Origin of the sequence: Gloeocapsa sp. PCC 7428, from assembly GCF_000317555.1 — a bacterium.
GTDB lineage: Bacteria > Cyanobacteriota > Cyanobacteriia > Cyanobacteriales > Chroococcidiopsidaceae > Chroogloeocystis.
The window spans coordinates 3,473,326-3,498,545 of record NC_019745.1 but is presented as its reverse complement, the minus strand read 5'-3'; the positions used below and the strand labels follow the sequence as shown (position 1 = coordinate 3,498,545).

The 25,220-nt window shown below is 43.4% G+C and carries 26 protein-coding genes and 1 pseudogene; 18 read left to right on the top strand and 9 right to left on the bottom strand.

The window, feature by feature from the left end:
* The first annotated feature begins 143 nt into the window (after window positions 1–143).
* Entirely contained in the window at window positions 144–554 is a 411-nt protein-coding gene (locus GLO7428_RS15390; RefSeq protein WP_015189493.1) for a helix-turn-helix transcriptional regulator, read from the top strand.
* Here the strand turns inward: GLO7428_RS15390 and GLO7428_RS15385 are convergent.
* Window positions 551–1,366, bottom strand: coding sequence for an SDR family oxidoreductase (locus GLO7428_RS15385; RefSeq protein ID WP_015189492.1), 816 nt, complete (start codon window positions 1,364–1,366; stop codon window positions 551–553). The two genes, GLO7428_RS15390 and GLO7428_RS15385, sit on opposite strands and share 4 nt — an antisense overlap.
* Window positions 1,367–2,307: 941 nt before the next feature.
* On the opposite strand from GLO7428_RS15385, the gene crtW reads away from it, so the two are divergent.
* The 4 genes from crtW to GLO7428_RS15360 all read left to right on the top strand — a co-directional run bounded on the left by crtW (window position 2,308) and on the right by GLO7428_RS15360 (window position 5,351).
* Complete coding sequence (gene crtW, locus GLO7428_RS15375) at window positions 2,308–3,117, top strand: beta-carotene ketolase CrtW (RefSeq protein ID WP_015189491.1); 810 nt, start codon at window positions 2,308–2,310, stop codon at window positions 3,115–3,117.
* Between the two features lie 63 nt (window positions 3,118–3,180).
* Window positions 3,181–4,011 carry a bifunctional hydroxymethylpyrimidine kinase/phosphomethylpyrimidine kinase gene (gene thiD / locus GLO7428_RS15370; protein ID WP_015189490.1) on the top strand — a complete coding sequence of 277 codons (831 nt, stop codon included), beginning with the start codon at window positions 3,181–3,183 and terminating at the stop codon, window positions 4,009–4,011.
* Between the two features lie 226 nt (window positions 4,012–4,237).
* Window positions 4,238–4,753 carry a cell division protein ZapB gene (locus GLO7428_RS15365; protein ID WP_015189489.1) on the top strand — a complete coding sequence of 172 codons (516 nt, stop codon included), beginning with the start codon at window positions 4,238–4,240 and terminating at the stop codon, window positions 4,751–4,753.
* A gap of 259 nt (window positions 4,754–5,012) precedes the next feature.
* Complete coding sequence (locus GLO7428_RS15360; protein ID WP_009632395.1) at window positions 5,013–5,351, top strand: P-II family nitrogen regulator; 339 nt, start codon at window positions 5,013–5,015, stop codon at window positions 5,349–5,351.
* 146 nt (window positions 5,352–5,497) lie between these two features.
* Here GLO7428_RS15360 and rdgB read toward each other — a convergent pair whose 3' ends face one another.
* The 5 genes from rdgB to GLO7428_RS15335 form a co-directional block, all read right to left on the bottom strand.
* Window positions 5,498–6,100 carry an RdgB/HAM1 family non-canonical purine NTP pyrophosphatase gene (gene rdgB, locus GLO7428_RS15355; RefSeq protein WP_015189487.1) on the bottom strand — a complete coding sequence of 201 codons (603 nt, stop codon included), beginning with the start codon at window positions 6,098–6,100 and terminating at the stop codon, window positions 5,498–5,500.
* Between the two features lie 82 nt (window positions 6,101–6,182).
* Window positions 6,183–7,613 (bottom strand): phosphoglucomutase/phosphomannomutase family protein, encoded by a 1,431-nt coding sequence (locus GLO7428_RS15350; RefSeq protein ID WP_015189486.1) that lies wholly within the window; start codon window positions 7,611–7,613, stop codon window positions 6,183–6,185.
* A 338-nt stretch (window positions 7,614–7,951) separates the two neighbouring features.
* Window positions 7,952–9,244: a phosphatidylserine/phosphatidylglycerophosphate/cardiolipin synthase family protein gene (locus GLO7428_RS15345; RefSeq protein WP_041918647.1), complete on the bottom strand. Its 1,293-nt coding sequence runs from the start codon at window positions 9,242–9,244 to the stop codon at window positions 7,952–7,954.
* A 191-nt stretch (window positions 9,245–9,435) separates the two neighbouring features.
* Window positions 9,436–9,936: an orange carotenoid protein N-terminal domain-containing protein gene (locus GLO7428_RS15340; RefSeq protein ID WP_015189484.1), complete on the bottom strand. Its 501-nt coding sequence runs from the start codon at window positions 9,934–9,936 to the stop codon at window positions 9,436–9,438.
* Between the two features lie 217 nt (window positions 9,937–10,153).
* On the bottom strand, window positions 10,154–10,639 hold the full coding sequence (locus tag GLO7428_RS15335) for an orange carotenoid protein N-terminal domain-containing protein (RefSeq protein ID WP_015189483.1): 486 nt from the start codon (window positions 10,637–10,639) through the stop codon (window positions 10,154–10,156).
* Between the two features lie 247 nt (window positions 10,640–10,886).
* On the opposite strand from GLO7428_RS15335, the gene GLO7428_RS15330 reads away from it, so the two are divergent.
* Window positions 10,887–11,762, top strand: a complete 876-nt coding sequence (locus GLO7428_RS15330; protein WP_015189482.1) for an SDR family NAD(P)-dependent oxidoreductase — start codon at window positions 10,887–10,889, stop codon at window positions 11,760–11,762.
* A 44-nt stretch (window positions 11,763–11,806) separates the two neighbouring features.
* Here the strand turns inward: GLO7428_RS15330 and GLO7428_RS15325 are convergent, their stop codons facing one another.
* Complete coding sequence (locus GLO7428_RS15325; protein WP_015189481.1) at window positions 11,807–12,211, bottom strand: DUF6335 family protein; 405 nt, start codon at window positions 12,209–12,211, stop codon at window positions 11,807–11,809.
* Window positions 12,212–12,673: 462 nt separating this feature from the next.
* Between GLO7428_RS15325 and GLO7428_RS15320 the strand changes: the two genes are divergently transcribed.
* The 7 genes from GLO7428_RS15320 (at window position 12,674) to GLO7428_RS27920 (ending at window position 19,586) form a co-directional block, all read left to right on the top strand.
* Window positions 12,674–13,774: a DJ-1/PfpI/YhbO family deglycase/protease gene (locus GLO7428_RS15320; RefSeq protein ID WP_015189480.1), complete on the top strand. Its 1,101-nt coding sequence runs from the start codon at window positions 12,674–12,676 to the stop codon at window positions 13,772–13,774.
* Window positions 13,775–13,866: 92 nt separating this feature from the next.
* Window positions 13,867–14,574: an SRPBCC family protein gene (locus GLO7428_RS15315; protein ID WP_015189479.1), complete on the top strand. Its 708-nt coding sequence runs from the start codon at window positions 13,867–13,869 to the stop codon at window positions 14,572–14,574.
* Window positions 14,575–14,642: 68 nt separating this feature from the next.
* Window positions 14,643–15,812: a zinc-dependent alcohol dehydrogenase gene (locus tag GLO7428_RS15310; protein ID WP_015189478.1), complete on the top strand. Its 1,170-nt coding sequence runs from the start codon at window positions 14,643–14,645 to the stop codon at window positions 15,810–15,812.
* Between the two features lie 81 nt (window positions 15,813–15,893).
* The gene (locus GLO7428_RS15305) at window positions 15,894–17,063 is read left to right on the top strand and encodes a zinc-dependent alcohol dehydrogenase (protein ID WP_015189477.1); all 1,170 of its coding nucleotides are present in this window, start codon (window positions 15,894–15,896) and stop codon (window positions 17,061–17,063) included.
* 18 nt (window positions 17,064–17,081) lie between these two features.
* A complete protein-coding gene (locus GLO7428_RS15300) occupies window positions 17,082–17,423 on the top strand; it encodes a cupin domain-containing protein (protein WP_015189476.1) in 342 nt (113 codons plus the stop codon).
* Between the two features lie 682 nt (window positions 17,424–18,105).
* A complete protein-coding gene (locus GLO7428_RS15295; RefSeq protein ID WP_015189475.1) occupies window positions 18,106–19,047 on the top strand; it encodes a manganese catalase family protein in 942 nt (313 codons plus the stop codon).
* 389 nt (window positions 19,048–19,436) lie between these two features.
* Window positions 19,437–19,586: a hypothetical protein gene (locus GLO7428_RS27920; RefSeq protein WP_155823740.1), complete on the top strand. Its 150-nt coding sequence runs from the start codon at window positions 19,437–19,439 to the stop codon at window positions 19,584–19,586.
* Window positions 19,587–19,647: 61 nt separating this feature from the next.
* Here GLO7428_RS27920 and GLO7428_RS15290 read toward each other — a convergent pair whose 3' ends face one another.
* Window positions 19,648–21,066, bottom strand: a complete 1,419-nt coding sequence (locus GLO7428_RS15290) for a hypothetical protein (RefSeq protein ID WP_015189474.1) — start codon at window positions 21,064–21,066, stop codon at window positions 19,648–19,650.
* Between the two features lie 153 nt (window positions 21,067–21,219).
* Here GLO7428_RS15290 and GLO7428_RS15285 point away from each other — a divergent pair, with 153 nt between their 5' ends.
* The 5 genes and pseudogenes from GLO7428_RS15285 to GLO7428_RS15265 all read left to right on the top strand — a co-directional run bounded on the left by GLO7428_RS15285 (window position 21,220) and on the right by GLO7428_RS15265 (window position 24,457).
* Window positions 21,220–21,567, top strand: coding sequence for a hypothetical protein (locus tag GLO7428_RS15285; protein WP_015189473.1), 348 nt, complete (start codon window positions 21,220–21,222; stop codon window positions 21,565–21,567).
* 121 nt (window positions 21,568–21,688) lie between these two features.
* Window positions 21,689–22,039, top strand: a complete 351-nt coding sequence (locus tag GLO7428_RS15280) for a YtxH domain-containing protein (RefSeq protein ID WP_015189472.1) — start codon at window positions 21,689–21,691, stop codon at window positions 22,037–22,039.
* A gap of 14 nt (window positions 22,040–22,053) precedes the next feature.
* Window positions 22,054–22,416: pseudogene (locus tag GLO7428_RS28550) on the top strand (DUF948 domain-containing protein); the annotation flags it as partial.
* Between the two features lie 363 nt (window positions 22,417–22,779).
* Window positions 22,780–23,382 (top strand): rhomboid family intramembrane serine protease, encoded by a 603-nt coding sequence (locus GLO7428_RS15270; RefSeq protein ID WP_015189470.1) that lies wholly within the window; start codon window positions 22,780–22,782, stop codon window positions 23,380–23,382.
* A gap of 268 nt (window positions 23,383–23,650) precedes the next feature.
* On the top strand, window positions 23,651–24,457 hold the full coding sequence (locus GLO7428_RS15265; RefSeq protein ID WP_015189469.1) for a TPM domain-containing protein: 807 nt from the start codon (window positions 23,651–23,653) through the stop codon (window positions 24,455–24,457).
* Between the two features lie 11 nt (window positions 24,458–24,468).
* Here the strand turns inward: GLO7428_RS15265 and GLO7428_RS15260 are convergent, their stop codons facing one another.
* Window positions 24,469–25,185: a hypothetical protein gene (locus tag GLO7428_RS15260; RefSeq protein ID WP_015189468.1), complete on the bottom strand. Its 717-nt coding sequence runs from the start codon at window positions 25,183–25,185 to the stop codon at window positions 24,469–24,471.
* Window positions 25,186–25,220 lie beyond the last annotated feature (35 nt).

Here is a 25,220-nt window from a genome sequence, read left to right as displayed (position 1 = left end):
GGCTAAGTTGACAACCCGCCAAAAATAGAGCCTATAAAATAGCGATAGCCGATCCAGCATAGGATGATATCAGCTAAAAAAGCTCAGTGAGTAGCTCAAGTTATACTTGGAGTGTCTAGGTAAAATACTTAATAGATTGTCAAATGTCATCAATCAATACTGCCGATTCAGTATTAACGAATTCTACCCAGGATGAAAAGCTTAAGTGTCATCCACCACATCCTGTTGATGTCGATAGCGTACATTGTCTGCAACATCGAGTTCTCAATACTGAAAAAGCGCAGCGCATGGCAGAGTTTTTTAGTTTGCTAGGCGATCCTAACAGGCTGCGAATTTTGTCACTTTTAGCCGCACAAGAACTTTGCGTATGCGACTTAGCAGCGGCTTTAGATATGAGCGAATCAGCGGTTTCGCATCAATTACGTACGCTTAGAACAATGCGCTTAGTTAGCTACCGCAAGCAAGGGCGCAATGTTTTTTACAATCTTCAAGATAGCCATGTGCTGAACCTTTATCAATCCGTCACTGAACATCTCGATGAAATAGCAGACTAGTCTTTTTGCTGCTTTAACCCTCTGCGAAAAACGAACTGCATTAATCCAGGAAATAGTCCGTAAGCAGCTTTAGAGACATTTGCCGAACCGACTAATATTTCTTCGCGCTGGTGTTTCACCGCGTCCCACACAGCTTCGGCAACATCTTCTGGTTTTTCAATAATGGGAGTACTTAGAACTTGTTTAAGCTGATCGAGGCGTCCTTGTGCGTCTTGTTGATCTTTACCACGAAGGATTGCACGTTCTAAAAAGTTGCTTTTGATAATGCTTGGATAAATTCCACCTACATGAATTCCCTTCGGCTTGAGTTCTGAGTGCAACGCTTCCGTTAAACCTGTAACGGCATACTTACTTGTGGTGTAAGGTACAAGGTAGGGAATGGGAACTTTACCACCAATCGAACTTATATTAATGATTGTGCCAGTTCCTTGCGCGAGAAAGTGCGGTAGCAATGCATGAATCGTATGAATATATCCCCACAAGTTCGTATCGAGTGTTTGATGCCAATCTTCTAATGAGAACTCTTCTACAGGACCAGAAATGTAAATTCCTGCATTGTTAACAAGTACGTTAATTGTACCGTAATGGTCTAGGGCTTTACTCGCTAGGGCTTTGACTTGTTCTGGATCGCGGACATCGGTGGGAATTGCGATCGCCTGGCGACCAAGACTTTGAATTTCTTCCGCTACGGCTTGTAATGGTTCGAGTTGTCTGGCTGCTAAGACTAAATCGTAACCTTTGCGAGCAAATAATAGCGCTGTTGCCTTACCAATACCTTGCGAAGCACCCGTAATTAAAACTGTAGTCGCCATGATTGTGCCATCTTGATGCTGTACTCACAAGATCTATTAGCTGGCTCTGGTTTTCACTGTACCTCTCTCTGTTGGCAGAAATATCAATCTTTCGCTACCACCAAAGACAAAGTTTTTTTAGGAGAACAGAGGGCAAAAAACTCATCATAAGTGAACTTAGGACTGCAAACCCTCTTGGTAAAAAGAGGAGTTATTTATAGAACATAAAACCCTTCTGCCTTTCTTTAGCAAGTCAAATTGCGGCGATCGCCCACCAGATTATCTTCGCTTGAATACTTATAAAATCTATAAGCATTAATCATAGGAGCTATCTAGAAATGACCATTACCAATTACCATGTTGTCTGTAATTAACTTGATCTTGCCGCATTTATCTCTATCACTGTATATATTAATGCTTGACAAAGGTATTAGACTGGTATAGAAAATAACAATCTTGTAGCTCAAGTACTAGCTGAGATTAGCTCGTTTTTATGACTAAAGAAAGACTGCGGGGCTGTGTTTGATGCTATGATAAGAAATGTAAAGTTAAGTAGAAAAGGAAGCTTTTAGGATAAAAAAATTGAATCAGCGTAAGCCTTACTTCTAGGAAAAGAAAGTAGGTAATAAAGCTTCTAATTTTTCTGTAAAACCTACTGCTTGTCGAAACAGCACAAGCAATTTAGTTTTGCACTTTCTAGCTTAAAGATTAGGCTATAAAGTATCTTTTTTAGTTGTCTTGAGTTACTTATCACTAATTTAAAAAGTGGTAATGTAATATCAAAATGCCTAAAAATCTTACAATGCTCGTTGTAGTCATAATGACAAAATTGAGCGCGCACTATTTTTTGATTTCCATCAGGCTGCCATAAAAAATTAAAACTGAGCGTAGCCAATACAAAACTTACTACCAGCAAACGTACAGGATTAAGTTGTCCTGAACATATCTTGCTGCTTAATAACATGACAGTTGACAAAAAAAGTATTAGTTCTGATAAGATGACTCAATCTATTGCTACACTGCAAAATAAACTACAGCAAAAGAACACAAACATAAATGCATATCAATGCCTATTAATGGCTATCTTAGTCATTTCCTGTTGGGCAGTAAGCCTTGCTTATTTCCTTTCTATAGATATTTCAAATATACCCACAATTAAGCTTATACCTATTATAATTTTACAAACATTTTTATATACAGGTTTATTCATTACGGCGCATGATGCCATGCACGGAGTCGTCTTCCCAAAAAATGTTAGATTAAACAACTTTATTGGTTCTTTAGCAGTAGGACTCTACGCCCTTTTTTCATACAAAAAACTTTTGAAAACGCACTGGCAACATCACCAAAATCCAGCTAGTGAACTAGATCCAGACTTTCATAATGGTGAGCAAACAAACTTTTTTAGTTGGTATTTTCACTTTATGAAAAAGTACTGGAGTTGGTGGAGGTTAGCAGGGTTAATTGCTATGTTTTATTTGGCAAGTTATGTGTTACATCTACCTGAAAAGAATTTAACTTTATTTTGGATTATTCCTTCGATTTTAAGCTCAGTGCAGCTATTTTATTTTGGGACTTTCTTACCGCATCGAGAGCCGGTAGGTGGATATACAAATATTCATAAAGCACAGAGTAATCCGTTGCCTATTTTTTGGTCATTTATTACTTGTTATCATTTCGGTTATCACCGAGAACATCATGAATATCCCAATGTTCCTTGGTGGAAATTACCAGAGGTCTACAAAAAAAGCAAAAGCTTAGAAGTGCAATAGTTCTTATCCCGCTTCAATTGCTATTTATAATAAATTTGCTAGGACGTAACTCAATTTACGATTGTGACAAAACAGAAGATCCCTGTTGCTTTGACAATTGCTGGTTCCGATAGTGGTGGTGGCGCAGGAATTCAAGCAGATTTACGCACGTTTGCTTTTCATTGTGTTCATGGTACGAGTGCGATTACTTGCGTAACGGCACAAAACACATTAGGAGTGACGCGTGTTGACGCGCTACCAGCAGCGGCTGTGATTGCACAAATACAAGCGGTTGTTGAAGATATTGGAATTCAAGCTGCGAAAACGGGAATGTTGTTAAATCAAGAGATTATCACAGCCGTTGCCCAGCAAGTAAGGGAATTAGAAATTCAGAATTTGGTTGTCGATCCGGTGATGGTATCGCGCACAGGTGCGCAGTTAATTGATGATGCTGCGGTTATGAGTTTGCGAGATTTAATTCCGTTAGCAACTGTTGTCACGCCAAACAAGTACGAAGCACAGTTATTGAGTGGTTTAGAAATTCATAACATCGATGATATGCGGGCGGCGGCGGGGCAAATTTATCAACTCGGTGCTAAAGCGGTTCTGGTTAAAGGCGGCGGAATGACAGGTAATCTGCGCGGTGTGGATGTGTGGTTTGATGGACAACGCTGGGAAACTTTAACGACGATGCAGGTAGATACCGATAATACGCATGGTACTGGTTGCACTTTAGCAGCGGCGATCGCGGCTCATTTGGCGCTGGGAAATGATTCTCTAACTGCTGTCCGCCGTGCGAAAGAGTATGTGACTACTGCGCTGCAATATGCTTTAGATATTGGTAATGGACAAGGACCTGTAGGACACTTTTTCCCGTTGTTAGCCGTGGATGGCTATAGTAGAGGTCAGAATTAAAAGCTAGTTGAATTAAGCGGTTCTGATCTTCCATCATGTTCTAACTCTATTGACCATTGCTACAAAAGACGATAAAGCTTGTTTTTTACTTTTTTCTAAGTAGCTACAAAAGTAAGGCAAGATCGACTATTCTTGTGCATAACCTTACAGAGTGGCTGAGTCTGATCGCTGACTAACACAGACTAGGCTAGCCTGATGAAGTTCTGTTCTTTATGCCAAGGCATCGATGCGATCGAGTACAACCCCTCCCCCTAATTCCACCTCTGGAAGACAATACTCACCCTCGGTACCGCTTTCGGTATACAAGGAACTTGTTGCACAACTGCAAGCGACAGAAGCAAAAATCAACTTGCTGAGTGCAGAAAACTATGCATTAGCCCAACAAAATCAGCAACTTCGACAGGAAATCGAAACAGCTGTCCAGTCGGTTATCCGGCTGCAACAAATCGTTGATAGTACGCCACCTTATAGCCCTAATTATCATGCTACTCGACCTGCTTCGTCTTCGCGGTCAACGCAGCGCCGCAAAAAAACAGTCAAGCCGATGACTGTACCACCAAAGCAAACAAGTACGGTTGGGCGCTTACATACAGAACAAGAAGATGGGAGATATCGCCGTCGCGTGTCTCCAACCGCTTCAGAAGTCAATGGTTGGGGTTTGGCGATCGCAATCTTAGTAATTATCGTCTCGGCGTTTGGTGCAGGTTATCTTATTGTGGGACCACTGCGGTCTAATCGTTGAATAAGGAAATCTTCTGCTAAAAAGCCACGTGCTACTAGTTTAATGTATTATTTGTTACTAAATACTGAGATTGTGGAATGGTATTTAAAAGTTCATGTTTCACTCATGAGTACAAACATTGCAGCGTGTCATACTTTATATGCCAAATAACGAATTGACGGAATGGAACATCATCTACTAAATTAACTTTGTTTTAGAACTGATCTGGTAGTAGCGTTTATTTGAATGCTAAGCAAACTTAAATAAGGAGTGAAGAAAATTGAAAAAAGTTGAAGCAATTATCCGTCCTTTCAAACTCGATGAAGTCAAAATCGCGCTGGTTAACGCTGGTATTGTTGGCATGACAGTTTCTGAAGTTCGCGGCTTTGGACGGCAAAAAGGACAAACAGAACGTTATCGTGGTTCGGAATACACGGTAGAATTCTTGCAAAAACTCAAAGTTGAAATCGTTGTTGAGGATAGTCAAGTCGATATGGTGGTAGACAAAGTGATTGCTGCCGCCCGTACAGGGGAAATTGGAGATGGTAAAATCTTTATTTCACCTGTAGAGCAAGTGATTCGGATTCGTACCGGAGAAAAGAATCTAGAAGCAGTATAAAGAGGGGCTAGGGGTTAGGAGCGAGGAGCGAGTAGAATTCAAAGTTTTGAATGCGTGAGTTTTGAATTAAACGACTTTTCTTAACTCAACACTCAACCCTCATAACTCCTTTGCATCTCTGCTTCCTCTACTCTGGGTATGGGAGGCTAAACGCGAAGTTGTCTTAGTTGGGGAAGTAGCGCTTTGAAGGCTTGACCGCGATGGCTGACTTGCTGTTTGACTTCAGGAGGCATTTCAGCAAAAGTCATGTTGTGGCTTGGTACATAGAAAACCGGATCGTAGCCAAAGCCGCCGCTACCGCGAGGAGTCAAGAGGATTTCACCGCGACAAATTCCTTGCGTTTGCAGCGCAATTTCACCATTAGGACGCGCAATCGCGATCGCACAAACAAACTCTGCTTGGCGATTTGCTGCGTTTGCTAGTTCGTTCAGGACGCGTTGAATGCGGTCAGCGTCAGTTTGACCATACCGCGCAGAATATACGCCAGGAGCGCCATTAAGAGCATCGACGGCTAAACCCGAATCATCGGCGATCGCCCACTGACCAGTTGCTTTTGCTACCGTAGATGCTTTGAGACAAGCATTCTCAACAAAAGTACTCCCTGTCTCCTCAACTTCCAATGATTTTGGCTTGAGAATCAGTTCCCACCCCAAATTCTCAAGATAAGCTTGCATCTCGCGTAGCTTACCTGGATTACCTGTAGCAACTACGAGCAAATTTGGCTGTTGACTAACAGATAACGCATTCATAAGTAGAGCCTCACAATCAAAGTTAGAACCCTAATATTAGAATTAGGACTTAGGGTTCTATGGAAGCTTTGAACAGTGCAAATCATTCTGCCCACTGCTTTGCCCAAGCCAAAGTCCGCTGGACTTGTTGCATTGTGGGAGCTTCGCAATATAAGCGTAAAACCGGTTCAGTACCACTAAAACGAATCATCAGCCAACTGTTATCGGCTAACCGGAATTTGTAGCCATCGATGCTGAGACAATTTTGAACGCGTTCGCCCGCGATTTCGCTTGGGGGTTGATTTTGGAGTTGCGCTAAAAGGCGCGATCGCACTTCCATGCTAGCGAGTGGCAAATCAATGCGATCGTAGGCAGAAGTAAAATCAGTTTTTGCTTGCAATTGACGATATAAATCGCTTAAATCTGTTTGCGACGTTGCGATCGCTTCGAGGACGTATAATGCAGATAATAAAGCATCGCGTTCGGGAATATGCGTTCCATAACCGATTCCGCCCGATTCCTCACCGCCTAGTAACACATGAGTTTCTAACATCCGATCGGCAATGTATTTATAACCAATCGGTGTTTCATAAACGGATAGCTGGTGTAACGCAGCAACTTTGGGAATTAAATCAGAACCACTCACCGTTTTCACGATTTCGCCAGTCAAACCGCGCTCAACCGCTAAATGTTCGATGAGGATTGGAATTAAAACTTGCGAACTCAAAAAATTGCCTTGTCCATCGACCGCAGCAATGCGATCGGCATCGCCATCAAAGACTAATCCTACCGCTAAAGCTTCTGCCGCGTTTCTTTGGTGCGATCGCATCAAGCGAAATAGGCGCGATAAGTAGCGCGGTAACGGTTCCGGCGCACCACCACCAAAGAGAGGATCGCGATCGCTATTGATTTCCTCTATGGGTACTCCCAAGATCTGCGACAACCCGCCAGAAGCAGCACCGTGCATCGCATCTGCAAATACACTCAGCTTTCCTTGCATCATACAAGCGCGAATTTTTTCGATGTCTACTTTCGCGCGTAATGTTTCGCAGTAGTTTTGCCAAGGGTTAAAGTGCGATATTTTACCAGTTGTCTGGGTTGGTAATGGTTCACTTAGCAATGCTTCAATTTCTCGCGTGACTTCCGGCGGAACCGAACCACCAAAAGCACCTTTAACTTTTAATCCTAGATAGCTACCAGGATTGTGACTCGCTGTAATGACTAATGCGCCTAATGCATTATGCTGCTTTGCTGCTAAGCTAAACGCTGGGGTAGGAGCGTAAGTTTCTGATAGCAAGACATCAAAACCAGCTTCGGTGACGGCTTTTGCGGCTTTTTGCGCAAACACTTCTGCCATAAAGCGACGGTCATAACCAACAATAACCGTATTGCTACCTGTATCGCCATACGTTTGCGATAAGACTTTTGCAGCGATCGGCGCAACTAGCGAGAGATTGTCAAAGGTAAACTCATCACCAATAATTCCTCGCCAACCGTCTGTACCAAACTTGATTGCATTCCCAGCAACTGGCATCGAGTGTATCCTATTGTATTTGCACTATTAACTTGGATCGAATCTAACATTGAAAGTTTAGCATTAATGAAAATCACACCTTACTTTTGTTGGGTAATGTACTAGAGGTCAGGGGTCAGAGGTGTCCTCCGCACTTTATTATTCGTGCAGCTAAAGAACTAAGTCCAGCTGCGTGGACTTATATCGAAATAAGCGTTTTAGAAATTTGTCTTGACAAGTTTTGTTTATATATAGCCTTAGTTAATAGAGTTAGAACATTATCTAAGCTTGTCATAATTTCCCTGACACAAGTTTAACCATGACCCCTGCTATAGCTGCGTTTTCAACCGTTCAGCTATTTATAATTGCGATTGAAAGAATAATACAACTCTACCCACAATGCGCTGCCAAATAGGACGCTTGCGCCACTGAGTGCGATCGATCTGTTCGCTTCTCGTAAATCCTTTGAGAAAAAATTGCTCGATATTTTGCACGAGTTGCTCATCAGCAGAAGATATATCAAGCTCGTCATTGTGGAAGAAACTGCGCGGATCGAAATTTGCACTTCCGCTACTCACCCAGTAATTATCTAAAAGTAAGGCTTTGGCGTGCATCATACTCGGTTGGTACTCGTAAATTTTCACGCCTGCTTTGAGTAAATCGCCGTAAAGTTCGCACGAGGCGTAGTAAACAAATTTTTTGTCACACTGACTACCATTTGTCAGAATGCGGACATCGATTCCATTGTTTTTTGCACTGACAAGTTCTGTTTGCAAGTTTTCGTCGGGTATGAAGTAGGGGCTAGCAATCCAAATTCGTTGTTTTGCAGCCGAGATACTCACTTGAAATAATGCTCTCACCGATGAGGCGCGATACGAAGGATCGTCACCAGCGGTGATTAATACAATTGCATCATCGTTTGGTAGCGGATTAAAAATTTGAGGATCTAAATCAGCAGTACCGCGTACATAAGTCCAGTGCTGCATAAACATTCCTTCGAGGGCTGCAACGACTTCACCTTCCCAGCGCATCTCAAAATCGTACCAAGGGCCTGTATCTTGAATATTATCGCGTCCATCCCAATAGTCGGAAATTCCTGCGCCGCCAATTAAGCCTACTTTACCGTCAATGAGGAGTAGTTTGCGGTGCGTACGCGCAAAGTAGTCTACTGGTGCTTTCCAGTTAAAATCGTTGTAGAAATGGATATTAATTCCGGCGGCGCGTAACCGTCGCCAATAACGTCGCGACAGTTTTTTTGCACCGTATTGATCGACAACAATTTCAACTTCAACACCCGCTTGTGCGCGTTCAATCAGTGCATCAGCTAAGTCATTGACGCGTCGCCCTGGAGTCATGAAAAAGGTTTCAAAATGAATCGCTTGCTGGGCGCTACGAATAGCCGCAAGTCTCGCCGCATTGATCGCTTCAGATTCTACCCAAAAACCTGTTAAGCGTCCGCTGGTTGTCACAGAGTTTGATAGGCTAGCAAGTGCTAAAGGAAAACGCGGATCGCGCGGCGCAGGAACGTTTTTGATTTTGTACTCGATGCGATCGCGAAACGTTCCTCGAAAGTACAAAATAAAAACAACGACACCTGCTATTACTAACGCTGCTACGCCTAACCAACGTAACGCTGTATAAAATTGGCTCATCTCTACATTTTTATTCCTCGCTAGCAGCGTTTGCAATCCACTAGAAGGAAAAAAAGAATTCCTCAATGCTGCTACTAGTTACTGGTACAAATTAATACTATACCGTAGCAACACTGAGGAATATAAATATATAATGCAAATTGTCAGATGCACTAACACTAGAACATGAATGCTAGTGTCATGGCGATCGCCTAAACGATTTGTGTTAAAAAGTTCAACTTCTGTTCGGTATCGAGCGATCGCAGTGAACTTAACAACTCAGTCACTTGCGCCGAAGGGCTGTAATCACTTGGTATTCCGACAACACCATTACCAAGTTTTTGGGCTAGTTGATACCAAAATGCTAACTTCGACTCGGTTTTCAGCGAACCATACTCGCCTGTAGGAACCGTATTTCCCCCAGAAACAAGTTCGGTTAATGCCTTGCTAGGATTAGGATCGAGCGTTGTTTCATTTTGATCGTTGCGGCTTGCTGGTAATAGATCGCGCAGTGCATCAACTTGTCTTTCTGGCGACAGTTCCTGAATTTTTGCGACTAATCCTGATACTTCTGATGCATTCCCTACTTCAGCAGGAACTGCGCTAGCTACATCTTGATAGATCAATGCCATCGCGGCTAAGCGATCGTCGATATCTAATTGTTTGAAAGCTTTTACAGATTGATTGATAACATCCATATTCGCAGAAGTCATAGCACCCTCTTCAATTTCAATTTTTGTCTTAGCTGACTTTCGAGAACAGGAAAAACGTATTGCAACGCAGTTAAATAATGACCCAATTCCGATTGCAGGTATGAGATTGAGAATACGTTTGTGATTGTGAAGTTAGAAAGCGAAAATATTCAACTTTCTAACTAACTATTGACTGCACCACTTACAAATTTAACTTATCAAAAGAAGCAAATTAAAATTATACTTCTGCTCCCCCTGCGGGTTCTGCACCCATAGGTGCTACGTAATCGCGTAGAGTTGTAATTTGTTGCTCGAATTCAAGTCCTTTTATTTGTTCTAGAACTTGTTTTGCTTCAGAAGAAAGCTCGTAGTTAGGAGGCATAGGGATGATTGTACCGCTGTCCATTCCTTGCGCTAAACGATACCAAACTAATAATTTAGTCGTATCGCTCATAGAGCCGTACATCCGCGTATATTCAGTATCAGCTTTGTTAATCAAATCGCGCTGAAACTGTAGCTGTTCTTCGTGAGATTTCTCTTTGATTTGGTTGAAAAGTCCTTCCGCAATATCAGGGGATACGGTACTCGCTTGAGGCGCAGCGGGTGTAACTGAGTCACCCATTTCTTTGTAAATGAACCAGAATAAAGCTAATTGTTCGTCTACACCTAAGCTTTGAAAAGCTTTGACGACTTGAGTAATTGTCTCATCATTAGTTGTTGGCATAAATACCTCGACTCAAATTGCTCAAATAAACTACAGCTAGGTTTTCTCGCTACAACACTATTGGTATTTTCCACGGGCTAGGCAATACCCAGCCCCTTTGTCCTCTGACTGTTGCGATAAATCTCGAAAACTAACCTAAACGAACGGTATCAAACGAGATGATTTTAATGAACCCCACTGAAGACAGATGTATATCAACTTTATGCTCAGCAAATTGAAGTAAAGGTTAGATCAGGAGGAATTGAACGTGAGCCGACGCTTAGAAGACAAGGTTGCGATCGTGACGGGAGCAGGTACGGGAATTGGTGAAGCGATCGCCCACAAATTTGCGAAAGAAGGTGCAAAAGTTGTTGTCAACGGCTTACCCGACGATCCGATCCAAGATGTTGTAGACGCAATTAAAAAATATGGCGGTGATGCAGTTCCCTACGCAGGTGATGTTTCGCAAGAATTTCATGCGCAAAACTGCGTGCAAACCGCAATTACTGCGTATGGACAATTGGATATTCTGATTAATAACGCCGGAGTTTTTCTCGCAACGGCTGAAACGCAAGATTATCCAGTTGAAGTTTTTGATGACACGATGCGGATGAATATCCGTTCCGCATTTTTAATGACTAAGTATGCCCTACCACACTTGCAAAAGTCGCGTGGTAACATCGTCTCGGCTGGCTCAGAAGCAGGGTTTAATGGGATTGCGCAAAACACGCCGTATGGGGGTACGAAAGGCTGGATGCACTCTTTTATGAAGGGTGTTGCGGTTGAGCAAGCAAAGTACTGTATCCGCGCTAACTGCGTTTGTCCTGGTGCGATTGATACCGCGTGGACGCGCAAAGAAAAGGGTCCGATGGATAGCAAAATGGAAAAAATGCTAATTCAAGGTACACCGATGGCGCGACGCGGTACACCGGAAGAAGTTGCGAATGTGTATGCTTTTATTGCGTCTTCGGAAGCTAGCTATGTTACGGGTGCGTTGTGGTTAGTTGACGGCGGCGTTACTGTAGCTAAAGGCGCTGTCGGTTCTGATACTCCAATGTGGTTTCGCTCAGAACCTCAAGGCGAATTACGCTTGGAACACGCACAAGAAGGATTAGATAATAAAGATACACAAACAATTAAATAGCAATTCGCTTATCGGGTAGAAATTATGCTCTACCCGACTAAAATTTACTCCGCGTGTTCTTCATAGTCTTCGGAGGATTGCGGATCTAATTCCCAACGGCGATCGTCACGAATGTTCAACACTTCGGTTGTATGGACGTACTCTTCTTCTGCCATATCTATACCTACAGCAGCACCGATTTCATCGACAACGTTCTGATCGGGAGTTGGCGCGGTTCCGCCTACGGCTTCTTCGCCCGCAACATCAGCTTGATCCCACGCCGCATCTAAGTCACCGCCTGATAATTCTGGACTGACATCAGTGTAGTCACTCATGCGCCGCCCTGCTGTACCTGAATCAACTCCAGGTGGTGTATGTACTCCGGTACCGTACGATGGATTTGTGTCTTCTAAGTCTTCATCATTAATAAAATCTTCGTCTGGAGTTGCTTTATTTGCTTTTTCAGCCATAGCCTTACATCCTCATAAACTGCGAGAAAATCTGATAAAACTGTCGCTAATCGCCTATATTTCCACCATAACGTGTTTGTTCGCCAGGCAAGCTATTTCTTAGGGGATATCCCTTATGAGAGAAGAAATATATCCCTTTGGAGTGACGAGAAGCTAAGGGCAAGCTACATAACCTAGAAAAAGGAATTGATGTAAAGCTGCGTTGTTACAAATACAGCAATCTCAAACACACTAGCGTCAACCTACTTGCGATCGCCAATATTGTATGAGAAATGGCAGGTATATGGTTTAAGCATTTTCTCAATGCATCATTCAAATTACGCAACACTAGTCTTCCTTATATGCGCGCAAGTGTGTTTACAACGACAAGTTATCTACAGCAAAACAAATTGCACCAATTTCTTAGTAACTTAGCAATCCCACTTGAATATTGAATCAACACACCATAATTTAGGAGGTAAGATGACAATTTCTAGCAATTCTCGAAATCGCAAAAAGGTCGCTATTCTCATTGAAAATGGCGTTGAAGACGTCGAATTTCAAATTCCATACAACGCTTTGAAGCAAGCAGGATTTGATGTCACAATTCTTGGCTCGCGGACGAATGAAACGTACAAAGGTAAGCAAGGAAAGCTCGCTAAAGAAGCCGACGGAACTACCACAGAAGCGATGGCTTCTGAATTTGATGCGGTAATTGTTCCTGGGGGTATGGCTCCTGATAGAATGCGCCGCAACCCAAATACTGTACGCTTTGTGCAAGAAGCAATGGAACAAGGCAAAATCGTTGCTGCGGTTTGTCACGGACCACAGGTTTTGATTGAAGGCGACTTGCTCAAAGGTAAGACCGCGACTGGTTTTATCGCTGTGCGTAAGGACATGATTAACGCGGGTGCGAACTATGTTGATGAGCCGTTAGTTGTTGATGGTAATTTGATTACTTCGCGTCAACCTGGAGATTTGCCAATTTTTACAACCGCGATTTTGAGCCGTTTAGGTTACGGTGGAAAAGAAGCTGCGCTTCCTGACGAAACTGATAGAAATGCAGAATGGTGGAAACTCGCTGATGCGTGGGGTGGTTCAACCAAAGGCGAAATTGTCCAAGCTTTGAATACGGCGTTGGCGGGTGAGCGTTATGCGCAAGAGGCGCTAGAGCAATATGCACAAAAAGAATCGGATAGCGAAGTGCGATCGCTCTTTCAACAAATGATGCAAAGTAAGTTGCAGCACATCCAAAAACTAGAAGCCCGTTTAGCCGCTTTGGGTGAAAAACCATCATTAACCGCAAATATTGCCGATAAATACGCTAAAGTCAAAGCTGCACTTCGCGGTAGTGACGATATCTATCAAATGCGCTGTGCCTTGGGTGATTTGCAAACAGGTATCAACGATATTTCTACGTTGATGGTCAGTACAAGCGACCCTGTAACAACTGACCTGTTACGCGACATTGCTCAAGATATGATGCAGCAAGAGCAACAACTTGTAAAACTTTACCGCGCCCGCGTAGGTAGTGCAGTGAAACCAGGTAAACCGACAACTGGTCCTGCGATCGCTGCACAGTAGTTAAGTAAGTAAGGAGAAAGGTTTTACTTTCTCCTTTTCTCAAATTTTTAATCTGAAAGTTTGTACATACAAGTCTCAATCTATTAGTTGTTATGGAATTAACACCACAAGATAAATCAAGCGAACAATCGCCAGAATCTATCGAAGCAGGCGAAAAAGAACGCTGGGCGTCGTTAATTGGCGGCGGGGCGATGGTATTAATGGGCTTAAGACAGCGATCGCTACGCGGCGTGTTGATGGCAGTTGCAGGCGGTGGTTTACTATACCAAGGAGCAAAAAAACAAAGTACGCTCAAGCAAGCTCAAGAAGCGATCGGCTTGAATCAACCGATTAAAGTTGAAAAAACGGTAACGATTAATAAACCAGCAGCGGAACTATATAACTATTGGCGCGATTTTGAAAGATTACCGACGTTTATGAAGCATCTTGAGTCGGTAACAGTGCTAGACGATAAGCGATCGCACTGGGTAGCCAAAGCCCCCCTTGATGCTAAGGTCGAATGGGATGCCGAAATTATCCAAGAGCAAGAAAACGAATTAATCGCTTGGGCTTCGACCGAAGACGCAGACATCGAAAATTCCGGTTTTGTGCGCTTTAAACCCGCGCCAGGGAATCGCGGAACTGAAGTTAAAGTTGTCATGGAATACAACCCACCAGGCGGGGCGATCGCTTCAGCCCTTGCTAAACTTTTTGGCGAAGAACCCGATCAGCAAATTGGTGACGATTTGCGTCGCTTCAAGCAACTTATGGAAGCGGGAGAAATCGCGACAACTGAGGGTCAGCCTTCGGGTAGGGATTAGTAGTGAGTGGCTAATGAAGAACAAAAGACTATTTTTCTTGTTGCAAAAATCTAAAATCTAAAATTGAGATGAAAGCTGTCTGCTGGCAAAGTGCTAACAATGTGCGGGTGGATAATGTTCCAGATCCGAAAATACTCAACCCGCGCGATGCGATTGTAAAGATTACATCTACCGCAATTTGCGGTTCCGATCTCCATATATATGGTGGTTATATCCCCACAGTGCAAAAAGGTGACATTATCGGTCACGAGTTCATGGGGGAAGTGGTTGAAGTTGGTAAGGGTGTTCGCAATTTACAAGTAGGCGATCGCGTTGTTGTTCCTTCAACAATCGGTTGCGGTCGTTGCTACTACTGCGAACGTGATATGTGGTCGCTGTGCGATAACTCTAACCCCAACGGCTGGATGGAAGAAAAGCTATTCGGTAATATTACTTCAGCAATTTATGGTTACTCGCACCTCTTAGGCGGTTATGCTGGGGCGCAAGCTGAATACATCCGCGTACCGTTTGCAGATGTTGGCGTTTTGAAAGTTCCCAAAGAATTACCCGACGAAAAGCTACTCTTTATTTCTGATGCGATTCCTACAGGGTACATGGGTGCAGAGTTATGCGATATTCAACCTGGTGATACCGTAGCTGTTTGGGGTTGCGGTGCAGTTGGACAATTTGCGATGATTAGTGCCTATATGATGGGTGCAGAACGCGTAATTGCGATTGACCGCTTTCCGGAACGCTTGGAAATGGCAAGAAAATACGCTAAAGCCGAAACGATTAATTACGAAGAAATCGATCCAGGCGAAGCCCTCAAAGAAATGACTGGCGGACGCGGACCCGATTGCTGTATCGATGCGGTTGGGCTAGAAGCCCACGGCGTAGGTATTGAAGACTTCTACGACCAAACTAAGCAAAAGCTGAAGTTAGAAACTGACCGCCCGCACGTCTTGCGCCAAATGATGGTAGCGTGTCGTAAAGGTGGTACGCTCTCAATTATGGGCGTCTATGGTGGCTTTGTAGACAAAATTCCGTTAGGCGCAGCGTTTAATAAAGGTCTGACGTTTAGGATGGGACAAATGCATGGACAGAAATATATGCGTTTGTTACTACAACTCGTATTAGATGGCAAACTCGATCCATCGTTTATCGTCACGCATCAGTTACCGCTAGACCAAGCACCTCAAGCCTACGAGATTTTTCAGCAAAAGCAAGATAATTGCGTCAAAGTTGTGCTGAGACCGTAAAACCGAGAGAAATTAGGGGTAATAAGGCAAAAACTAACCTATTACCCATGACCTATTCCCCATTACCAAATCAAAATCAATATGAAAGCTGTTTGTTGGTATGGCGCTAACGATGTGCGGGTCGAAACAGTGCCAGATCCAAAAATTCTCAATCCCCGCGATGCGATTATTAAAATTACATCAACTGCAATCTGTGGCTCAGATTTACATATCTACGACGGCTACATCCCCACAATGCAAAAAGGTGACATCCTCGGTCACGAATTTATGGGAGAAGTCGTCGATATTGGTAGCGCGGTTAAGAATGTAAAAGTAGGCGATCGCGTCGTTGTTCCTTTCACAATTTCCTGTGGTAACTGCTTTTTCTGTCAGCGCGATTTGTGGTCTTTGTGCGACAACTCTAACCCCAACGCCTGGATGACCGAAGTGCAAATGGGCTATTCACCAGCAGGGTTATTTGGCTATTCGCACTTGTTTGGTGGCTACGCTGGCGGTCAAGCCGAATACGCGCGCGTCCCTTTTGCTGATGTGGGTTTGTTGAAAGTTCCTGATGGTTTAACTGACGATCAAGTATTATTCTTGACTGATATTTTCCCCACAGGTTACATGGCGGCAGAGAATTGCCATATCAAACCTGGCGATATCGTCGCTGTTTGGGGCTGTGGACCTGTCGGACAGTTTGCGATTAAAAGTGCTTATATGTTAGGTGCAGAACGCGTCATCGCGATTGATCGCATTCCTGAACGCCTCCAAATGGCAAAAGAAATCTGCAACGCCGAAGTCATCAACTACGAAGAAATCGATCCTGGTGAAGCCCTTAAAGAAATGACTGGCGGTCGCGGCCCTGATGCGTGTCTCGACGCGGTGGGTATGGAAGCGCACGGAACCGGACCAATGGCGCTTTACGACCAGGTTAAGCAAGCGGTACGCTTAGAAACCGATCGCCCAACCGCACTACGGCAAGTCATATTATCGTGTAGCAAAGGCGGTCATGTCTCACTTGCTGGTGTTTATGGTGGTTTCCTCGATAAAATCCCGATGGGTGCGGCGATGAACAAAGGTTTAACTTTCAAGATGGGACAAACGCACGTCCACCGTTATTTGAAACCTTTGTTAGAACGAATTCAAAACGGCGAAATTGACCCTTCTTTTGTGATCACGCATCGGCTGAAGTTAGAAGATGCACCCCACGGATACGAGATTTTTAAGCATAAAAAAGACAATTGCATCAAAGTTGTACTCAAGCCATAACACTGGAGAAAAGTTAGTATGAGTGATACTACGGTTATCAAAGTCAGTTCAGGTCATTCGCCACACGGCGAAATGGGTCAAAAGTATCTTGCTTCGGGTAAAACTGTTTCAATGCGGCTTTGGGAAAATGAACAACCAGGCGAACCCAAACCCGAAGCAACACGCGAGTACGAAACGGTTGGCTATGTCATTCAAGGACGGGCTGAATTACATCTTGAAGGTCAAAAGCTTTTGCTAGAAGCAGGAGATTCTTGGGTTGTCCCCAAAGGTGCTTCTCATACATACAACATCCTTGAATCTTTTACCGCCGTTGAAGCCACCAGCCCACCCGCCCAAGTACATGGGCGTGATGAGGCTTAAAGTTATAACAATATTTGAAGTATTTGTTGAGCCGTTACTGGAAAAGTAGCGGTTTTTTAGTTGTAAGAACTTTTTGAAATAACCACAAAGTACACAAAGAAAGGAGAGTAAGCGAGGTTTTAAAGAACATAGGTTTGTAATATAGCGGAGGTCAGAGGGGCAAGCCAATCCCTTGCTCGTAGTGGTCAGGGTTAAACTTCTAGTCAGAGAAATCTTATGAGCTTCTATAATGTCCTAACTCTGTTGACTGGAGCTATAGTTATTGATTTATTTTTTTGTAAGTTTTATTAAATAATTGTTAAATGTTGGATTAATAATACTTTAATAGTTACTAGGAAAAAACTCTGAAAGTGTATATATGCAAACTCATTGAGTAAAATCAATATTTTGAGATACACATTTTAAACAAATAGCAAGAGTCTAATTACTTAAATATATAAGGATTATTTAAATATATTGAAGTGCAGTATTCTTTACTACTTTAATAGTTAAACATAGCAGTTATACCTATATAAATTGGATATTGTTTTGTCTGCCCAAGGGCTGATGTAATAAAGGTTTTTAAATAGATACTTAAAGATAGTACAAAGATATCAATTAGCTAAGTTAGATGCCGCACTTATAGGCATCTTTATTGATGTCTTATGTGGCTAGAATCAGAAATTTTATTAGGGAGAATCAGATGTTTTTTCATCAAAAGCGGTTACAGTACTTCACTCCGCCAGAAAAACCAGATCCCGTATATGCAAAGAAAATGCAGGAATTGATTGGCGGTAGTTTTGGAGAAATGACCGTCATGATGCAGTACTTATTCCAGGGCTGGAACTGCCGAGGACCTGCTAAGTACCGAGATATGCTGCTAGATATTGGTACTGAAGAAATCGGTCACGTCGAGATGCTAGCTACAATGATCGCTCATTTGCTAGATAATGCACCGATCAAAATGCAAGAAGAGGGCGCGAAAGATCCCGTCGTAGGTGCGGTTATGGGAGGTACTAACCCCAGGGATGCGATCGCGGCGGCTATGAATCCCCAGCATGGAATTGTCTCAGGTGGGGGTGCGATGCCAGCTGATAGCGTGGGCTTTCCCTGGAATGGTCGCTTTATCGTTGCCAGTGGTAACTTATTAGCAGACTTCCGCTCTAATCTCCACGCCGAGTCTCAAGGTCTTATGCAGGCTGTACGGTTGTATGAGATGACAGACGATCGAGGTGTGAGAGACCACCTCAGTTTCATGATCGCCCGTGATACCATGCACCAAAATCAGTGGCTAGCGGCAATTGAAGACTTGCAAAGCGAAGGATATGAAGAAACTGTTGTTCCCAAGATTGCTTATGAATATGGGAAAAACGAGTTTGCCTATCAGTTCTGGAACCACTCTGAAGGTGAAGAAAGCGCTCAAGGACGATGGGCAAAAGGTTCTTCAATCGACGGTAAAGGTGAGTTTGAGTATGTTGCTAATCCTCAGCCAATAGGCCCAGAACCGAACCCACCGCAACCCGATCCTCGATTGCACGGTACAGCTAAAACACCCCAAGCAAGTCAACCTGCTACAGGCGAACCGAATATGGTTGAGCGCGTAGTTGATGTAATTGACAAAATAACTCCTGGCGGTCAAGAGTAGTTTGTTCAGATTGTAAAAGTTAAGTCCTGAGTAAGGCAAGAGATAATGTTATCTTTTGCCTTTTGCTTTTTATGCTTTACAGCAGTTTACTACTTGAATAGACCTCTTGTGCAAATAATAATACCATTTCACTAAATAAAAACTACAAATCATTTCTCCTCTGCTTCCTCTCACACTCTCTCTATGCTGGGCTACCGTGTACACACAAGTAGTCGGATCCAGCAAAGTCCCTGGCGAACCGCCCTCCAACCCACGCCAGTTGTACGCCACTTCTCTCAACGGGGGAACCCCCGCACGAGAGTGGCTCCTCAACGGAGGACACCTCCGCACGACACTGGCTCCCCAAATTGGAGGACTTCTGAGCCAGTTCTACTTCAAAGTCCCCCAATTTGGGGAATTTAGGGGGCGAAAAAGCTTGGAACGAAGCCAGTCTAGACTTGTGTGTACACGGTAGCTATGCTGGGGGAGAAGATAAGGAAGAACGTTTGTTCACGGGTTGGGGGCAAACCCAAGTTGTTAAGGTTGATACAACAGCCTAATTCTGACAGACAAGATGTGATTCATGCAGGCAGTCTCATATACTAGACAATTCCTGTAGCTTTACTGTTGGGCAATTTTACGGAGTTGATATGATTCCTCCCAAAGTTTTTCCACACCCTCAGTCGCAATTCCTTTGACGTAATTGATTTTGATTTCTTCTAAAAGATCGATAACAAGCGATTGAATTTCTTGAACATTTTGTTGTTTTTGCAGTTCTACTTGCAAAGATTGAATAAAGTTTTCTACTAATTGATTCGATAGCTGTATCACAACAGGATCTTGCAAAAACGTACTCATTGTGCTGTATGCACTGTGGGAGATATCGGTAGCGAGTTTTTCGGTTAATTGATCGGGTAAGCGCCGCATTCCTGGTACATTTTGAATTTGACGGTATAACGGAGATTGATTGAGACTATTAATAACTATGTGCTGTACCAAAGCTTCGATGTCAGGCTGCATTTTGGGTAGCACTTGATGAATGCTTAAATCGAGTAGACGCGTTGCGATCGCCTGCACTTCGTTCGTATTATTAATATTGATATAAGGACGGCGTGAATTAGGATTCAACACCCAATTTGCGACATCTCCTCGCTTCAAAGCGTTTTGGGCTTGATCGATGATCCGAATTCCTACGATTTCGGTGATTTCTTCAGCAAAGTTAATTACGACATCATGATTGATTTGCTCGCGCAGTGGTTCGAGATCAACAAGTTCAGACTGATACAAACGAACGGTTAAAGGAATAATTCTTAGCCAACGCCAAAATGGTAGTAGAAGTAAAAGATCGAACCAACGTCGGAGCATCGCTTGTAACCAGTTTAAATCTGGGTATTTACGACTAATCGCAAAAGTACGAACAATGAATTCGCAGCCAAACAAGATGACGAACGGTAAGTCAATCAACCAAAATTTATCGACAAATTTTCCATTGGTGCTAATATCGCGATAATAGTTAGTTTCAATTAATGGTCGTAGTTGGGTATCAAAAAAGCTGAACTCTTGCTGTAAATTTTGTGGTGATAAATGTTGTGTACTCCAAAATAAGTCAAAAGCCTTGTGCGCAGATTCTTGGTTCGTTCGAGCGCGAATTTGATTTTTGATCTTAGCTAGAGATCCTGACTTATTTGCCTCAGCAAAGGGATTATCTTCAATCATTTCATTGCTTAGAAACTGTAATTCTTGCAGCAAGCTCTCGGTTTCCTCTGACTGCAAGCCAGTTTGTTCGATTTGTTGTTCTAACGCATTGACTTGAGCAAGATAGCGTTCAGTTTCTCGATGCGGTTCAATACCTTTAAAAAAATCATATTGTTGAGTAACGCTAGGAACTGTACGAAAGTAAAAATCTCGCCAGGGTATATAGCTATAGTCAAAGAGGACTAAACAAAAGTTAATTAACGCCACGATCGCAAAAAATCTTTCGATTCCTCGACGGCGACGGTTTGGTTGGTTTGGAGAAGTTGTTTGTTGCGCAAAGGACATAGTTATTTAAACTAAGGTATACAATTAAAGTGAGATAAAGCATTGCCAGATTGGAAATTAACATAGTAGGGTGAGTCATGCTCATCTAGCTTAAGCTTGATAGTACTAGGTACTTTACTGCCTTAAGGAATTGTTGGAGCTATTCGATCAGCAATGGTGACAGTTGTTGTATGCATTAATCTAGGACTGACGCTAGTTCTTTTGCTTGTTGCTTGGTTAATATGGCGACTCCGGCTCAAGTTGGCGCAGGTAGCAGATATTTTACTCGTGTACGAACGGGTAACTCGTGCAGCTTTGCAGCGGACACCAGAAGCGATCGCAGTAGGTAGAATGGCGATACGTCAAGCGCGGCGGGGAGATATTCCAGCCGAGTTAAAACTGCTACGAATTCAGCAAGTCTTAAATCTCTTGGCGGTTGGGTTGCAGATTGCACAGCAAACCGTATTGCTGCGTCAGACAAGATTTTTCCGAAAAGCTTTGGCAAAATACACTTATAAGTAAGCCTTAATTCAAACGTTAACGTCTAATATGGGTTAACCTGGATTCTTGGAGCACGATACAGCAATAGTCGCGCAAGCCGAGCAAACTTACATAAAATGAGTGTAAGGAGATAAATCAGGATATGTCTAACAACCGTTCTGGGGTTTTTGTTGGCGGTATGTTGTTGGGGGCTGCTATTGGCACTCTTACAGGCTTGCTAATGGCACCGCGCACGGGACGAGAAACACGCACGTTGCTGAAAAAATCTGCTGATGCTCTACCAGAATTAGCAGAAGATTTATCAACAAGTGTCCAAATCCAAGCAGATCGCTTATCAGAAACAGCACTCCGTAACTGGGATGATACGCTGGAGCGATTGCGAGAAGCTTTGGCAGCAGGAATTGAGGCAAGCCAACAAGAAAGCCAAATCTCTGCTCGTCAGACTAAACTCGAAACTTCCTCGGATCAACCTCCACTTTTAGACCGCCTATAATCCCTAAGTGACTCGTGATTGACCCTTTATTCTGGCTTGGACTGTCGATTTTATTAGTAGCGGTGAGTTTAACTGCTGTGTTGGTGGCAGCCTTGCCAGCATTACAAGAGTTAGCGCGGGCGGCTCGTAGTGCAGAAAAGTTGTTTGATACCCTACGCCGCGACTTACCACCCACACTTGAAGCGATTCGCTTAACAGGGCTAGAAATTAGCGATCTCACTGATGATGTCAGCCAGGGCGTGCAAAGCGCGACGAATGTTGCCAAACAAGTCGATCAAAGTCTTGATAACGCGGTAAAGCAAGCCCAGAAAGTGGAAGTAGGTACGCGTAGCGTTTTTACTGGGGTGAAAGTGGCTTGGAGGACTTTTACGCGTGGTTCGCGTCGCAGCGGCGATCGCCTCTCAGGAGGACAGCGATCGCGACAAATCCGTAGCAGCAGTAACCTACCTTACTCAGAAGAACTATTAGAAGAAAACGCTGCATTACTCGAACAATATCGCAATTACACAACAAATTTAGAATCAAATCAAGTACGCTACGATGCATCAGATTGGCAGGATGACAGCGATGATGTCGAAACGGTAGATTGAAGGGGTCACAGAGCAAAGGTCAGCCAGTACATAAGCTTTCACATTTCTTAAACTGCACTGGGTGAAATCAACACGCATTTTCTATTGTTATTCCCTAACTTCTGATCCCCGATTCCTGACTCCTCCTAGATCGCAGGAGAAATCATCAAAATGCTCAAAAAAGACCAGCCATTAACAACTTACCCAAAACAAAATTACAACGGTGTTTTCACGCTGATTATTATCAATTTAGTTGTGTTTGTTGCTGATCGCGTTTTAGGTATTCCTTTTATCCAAAATCTCTACCTCAATCACGCCTCTCCAGCTTGGTATCAGTTTTTCACTTCGATGTTCTGTCATGCCAACTGGGCGCACATATCAGGAAATCTGTTTTTTCTTTACATTTTTGGCAGAATCGTTGAAGAAGAAGAGGGCGTTATCGGAGTCGTCAGTTCCTACATTATTTGTGGACTAGGCGGCAGTCTCATGAGTTATTTCTTTCACGGCGGTGCGGTTTACTCGCTAGGTGCTTCAGGAGCCGTTTTTGGCTTATTTGCCGTCAGTGTTCTCATCAAACTTTCCTGGCATTGGCGCAAAATCCTAGAAGTTCTCATTCTCGGTCAATTTGTCATTGAGCGCGTAGTCTTTGAATTACGGCAGACAGGTATTCAAGATGGCGTTGACCATATTGCACATCTTGGCGGCGCTTTAGTCGGTGTAGCACTTATTTTATTCTTAATGCGACTGCAACCCAGTGAGGCAACGAGGAGTTAGTTTTGAGTTTTGAAGTGTGGAGAGTTTTGTTCACTCAACACTCTTGACTCATAACTTCCCTTATCCCCGACCTCTGAACTCTGACTGCTATATGTAGCTACTTTATAGCAAAACCAGAGATTCTCCTCATGGGGGATTGAGTTTATTCACAGTCGTCGGCTAAATTAGAGTAAAGTTACAAAATGTAAAGAAGTATCATCTTTTTTTGACTCTTTACAATAAAACCATTTGGTTTGTGTCCAAATTTGAGATTTATATAGAATTGTCCATGCAGTATTCTATTTGGCGACGATTACTGGTAAGCGTATTTGCATTCTTTTTAGCTGGCACGGTTTGGTTGGTACCTTCTCCTGTAGCCTTTGCGTATAACAATCCTGAATTACTTCCCGATCAGCCGACGCCAATTATAGACTTAGCAAAATCGCTCACGAGTGTTCAAGAAGAGCGACTAGCGCAAGAACTTGAAGAATTTGAAGCAGAAACTGGGTGGAAACTCCGCGTTTTAACACAGTACGATCGCACACCAGGCGCAGCGGTCAAAGATTTTTGGAGTTTAGATGAAAAAAGTATTTTAGTTGTTGCCGATTCGCGTGGGGGAAACATTCTCAACTTTAATGTTGGTGATGCAGTTTACCAGCTACTACCTCGGACGTTTTGGGTAGAATTGCAAACGCGCTTTGGTAATTTGTACTTTGTCCGCGAAGAGGGAGAAGATCAAGCAATTATTCAATCGATCGAGTCTGTGGAAACGTGTTTGCGCCAAGGTGGTTGTCGTGTGGTTCCTGGATTACCGCGCGAACAGTGGATTTTGACACTCATTACCTCGGTGATTGGTGGAGTCGTTTGTGGCTTTGCGGCGCAACCTCGACGCCCTGGACAAATATTTGCTTGGCAATGGGCTTTAATTTTTTCACCGCTATGGGGAATTCTGTTTATTGCCTTTGGGATTGGCCCAGTTGTCACGCGGACTTCCGAGTGGCTACCTTTGGTACGTAATATTGCTGGTTTTTTGATTGGTGCTTTGGTAGCTTATTTGTCTCCGGTACTCAATCGTTCTTCGGCTTCAGAAACTTAAGTGGTTTTAGTTTACCATTCCTCGACATCTTGCGGGTAGGAAGCGCGGGGTCTACGGCGTGGGGCGGAACGCGATCGCGTTCCTCTACTCTCGCGCAAACGGCGACTCATTTCAATAAAAATGTTTTTTTGTAAGTAAGGATAATCACTTACCCAAATATTACGGCTCGGAATATAGATATCTGTTACTTTGACAATGCTACTTAAATCTGGTCGAGTAGAAAGCACAACCATTTCTGCGATTTGATTCGGGACAATATCTTGGTGAGTGCGGCGGAGTGGTGCTTGGATTTGAGTTGTAAATCCAGTTTCATCGCCGACTTCTACATTGATGCGCCGTTCGCGGTTTTCGACAATAACCAAGTCGCCTTTATTATTAACCGTTTCCTCAGTACCAATTAATTCTTCAGTGATGTAGACATCTAACACGCGTCCGCGCAGAAAACCACTGTAAGGATATTTGCGGTATTCGGTATTACGCAAACTTGCCCACAAAACAGGTCCCCATAACCAATAAAGTCCGGCGATCGCACCTACCGGAAACAGAATTAGGCCAAATCCTTCACCGATAATGAGTCGCACAATCCAAATTGCAACAACGCTGACGACTGAAATCAGCAGTCGCTTCAAGAAATCAGGAAATTTGCCCCAAGCATATTTGTACTGATCGCTAGTTGCAATGCGGGGAATCAATTGTTCAAATTTTTGGCGCGTGAGTGGAACTAACATGAGGGGTGAGGGGTAAGGGGTGAGGGAAGATATGT

What these genes read in the sequence shown, in the direction of transcription:
- GLO7428_RS15350 (WP_015189486.1), bottom strand. Translation starts at nt 7,613, where the DNA reads ATGCCAGTTGCTGGGAATGCAATCAAGTTTGGTACAGACGGTTGGCGA.
- GLO7428_RS15285 (WP_015189473.1), top strand. Translation starts at nt 21,220, where the DNA reads ATGGTGACAGTTGTTGTATGCATTAATCTAGGACTGACGCTAGTTCTT.
- GLO7428_RS15290 (WP_015189474.1), bottom strand. Translation starts at nt 21,066, where the DNA reads ATGTCCTTTGCGCAACAAACAACTTCTCCAAACCAACCAAACCGTCGC.
- GLO7428_RS15320 (WP_015189480.1), top strand. Translation starts at nt 12,674, where the DNA reads ATGACAATTTCTAGCAATTCTCGAAATCGCAAAAAGGTCGCTATTCTC.
- GLO7428_RS15280 (WP_015189472.1), top strand. Translation starts at nt 21,689, where the DNA reads ATGTCTAACAACCGTTCTGGGGTTTTTGTTGGCGGTATGTTGTTGGGG.
- GLO7428_RS15310 (WP_015189478.1), top strand. Translation starts at nt 14,643, where the DNA reads ATGAAAGCTGTCTGCTGGCAAAGTGCTAACAATGTGCGGGTGGATAAT.
- GLO7428_RS15270 (WP_015189470.1), top strand. Translation starts at nt 22,780, where the DNA reads ATGCTCAAAAAAGACCAGCCATTAACAACTTACCCAAAACAAAATTAC.
- GLO7428_RS15295 (WP_015189475.1), top strand. Translation starts at nt 18,106, where the DNA reads ATGTTTTTTCATCAAAAGCGGTTACAGTACTTCACTCCGCCAGAAAAA.
- GLO7428_RS15385 (WP_015189492.1), bottom strand. Translation starts at nt 1,366, where the DNA reads ATGGCGACTACAGTTTTAATTACGGGTGCTTCGCAAGGTATTGGTAAG.
- GLO7428_RS15260 (WP_015189468.1), bottom strand. Translation starts at nt 25,185, where the DNA reads ATGTTAGTTCCACTCACGCGCCAAAAATTTGAACAATTGATTCCCCGC.
- GLO7428_RS15365 (WP_015189489.1), top strand. Translation starts at nt 4,238, where the DNA reads ATGCGATCGAGTACAACCCCTCCCCCTAATTCCACCTCTGGAAGACAA.
- GLO7428_RS15315 (WP_015189479.1), top strand. Translation starts at nt 13,867, where the DNA reads ATGGAATTAACACCACAAGATAAATCAAGCGAACAATCGCCAGAATCT.
- GLO7428_RS15340 (WP_015189484.1), bottom strand. Translation starts at nt 9,936, where the DNA reads ATGACTTCTGCGAATATGGATGTTATCAATCAATCTGTAAAAGCTTTC.
- crtW (WP_015189491.1), top strand. Translation starts at nt 2,308, where the DNA reads ATGACAGTTGACAAAAAAAGTATTAGTTCTGATAAGATGACTCAATCT.
- rdgB (WP_015189487.1), bottom strand. Translation starts at nt 6,100, where the DNA reads ATGAATGCGTTATCTGTTAGTCAACAGCCAAATTTGCTCGTAGTTGCT.
- GLO7428_RS15325 (WP_015189481.1), bottom strand. Translation starts at nt 12,211, where the DNA reads ATGGCTGAAAAAGCAAATAAAGCAACTCCAGACGAAGATTTTATTAAT.
- GLO7428_RS15335 (WP_015189483.1), bottom strand. Translation starts at nt 10,639, where the DNA reads ATGCCAACAACTAATGATGAGACAATTACTCAAGTCGTCAAAGCTTTT.
- GLO7428_RS15345 (WP_041918647.1), bottom strand. Translation starts at nt 9,244, where the DNA reads ATGAGCCAATTTTATACAGCGTTACGTTGGTTAGGCGTAGCAGCGTTA.
- GLO7428_RS15265 (WP_015189469.1), top strand. Translation starts at nt 23,651, where the DNA reads ATGCAGTATTCTATTTGGCGACGATTACTGGTAAGCGTATTTGCATTC.
- GLO7428_RS15305 (WP_015189477.1), top strand. Translation starts at nt 15,894, where the DNA reads ATGAAAGCTGTTTGTTGGTATGGCGCTAACGATGTGCGGGTCGAAACA.
- GLO7428_RS15390 (WP_015189493.1), top strand. Translation starts at nt 144, where the DNA reads ATGTCATCAATCAATACTGCCGATTCAGTATTAACGAATTCTACCCAG.
- GLO7428_RS15300 (WP_015189476.1), top strand. Translation starts at nt 17,082, where the DNA reads ATGAGTGATACTACGGTTATCAAAGTCAGTTCAGGTCATTCGCCACAC.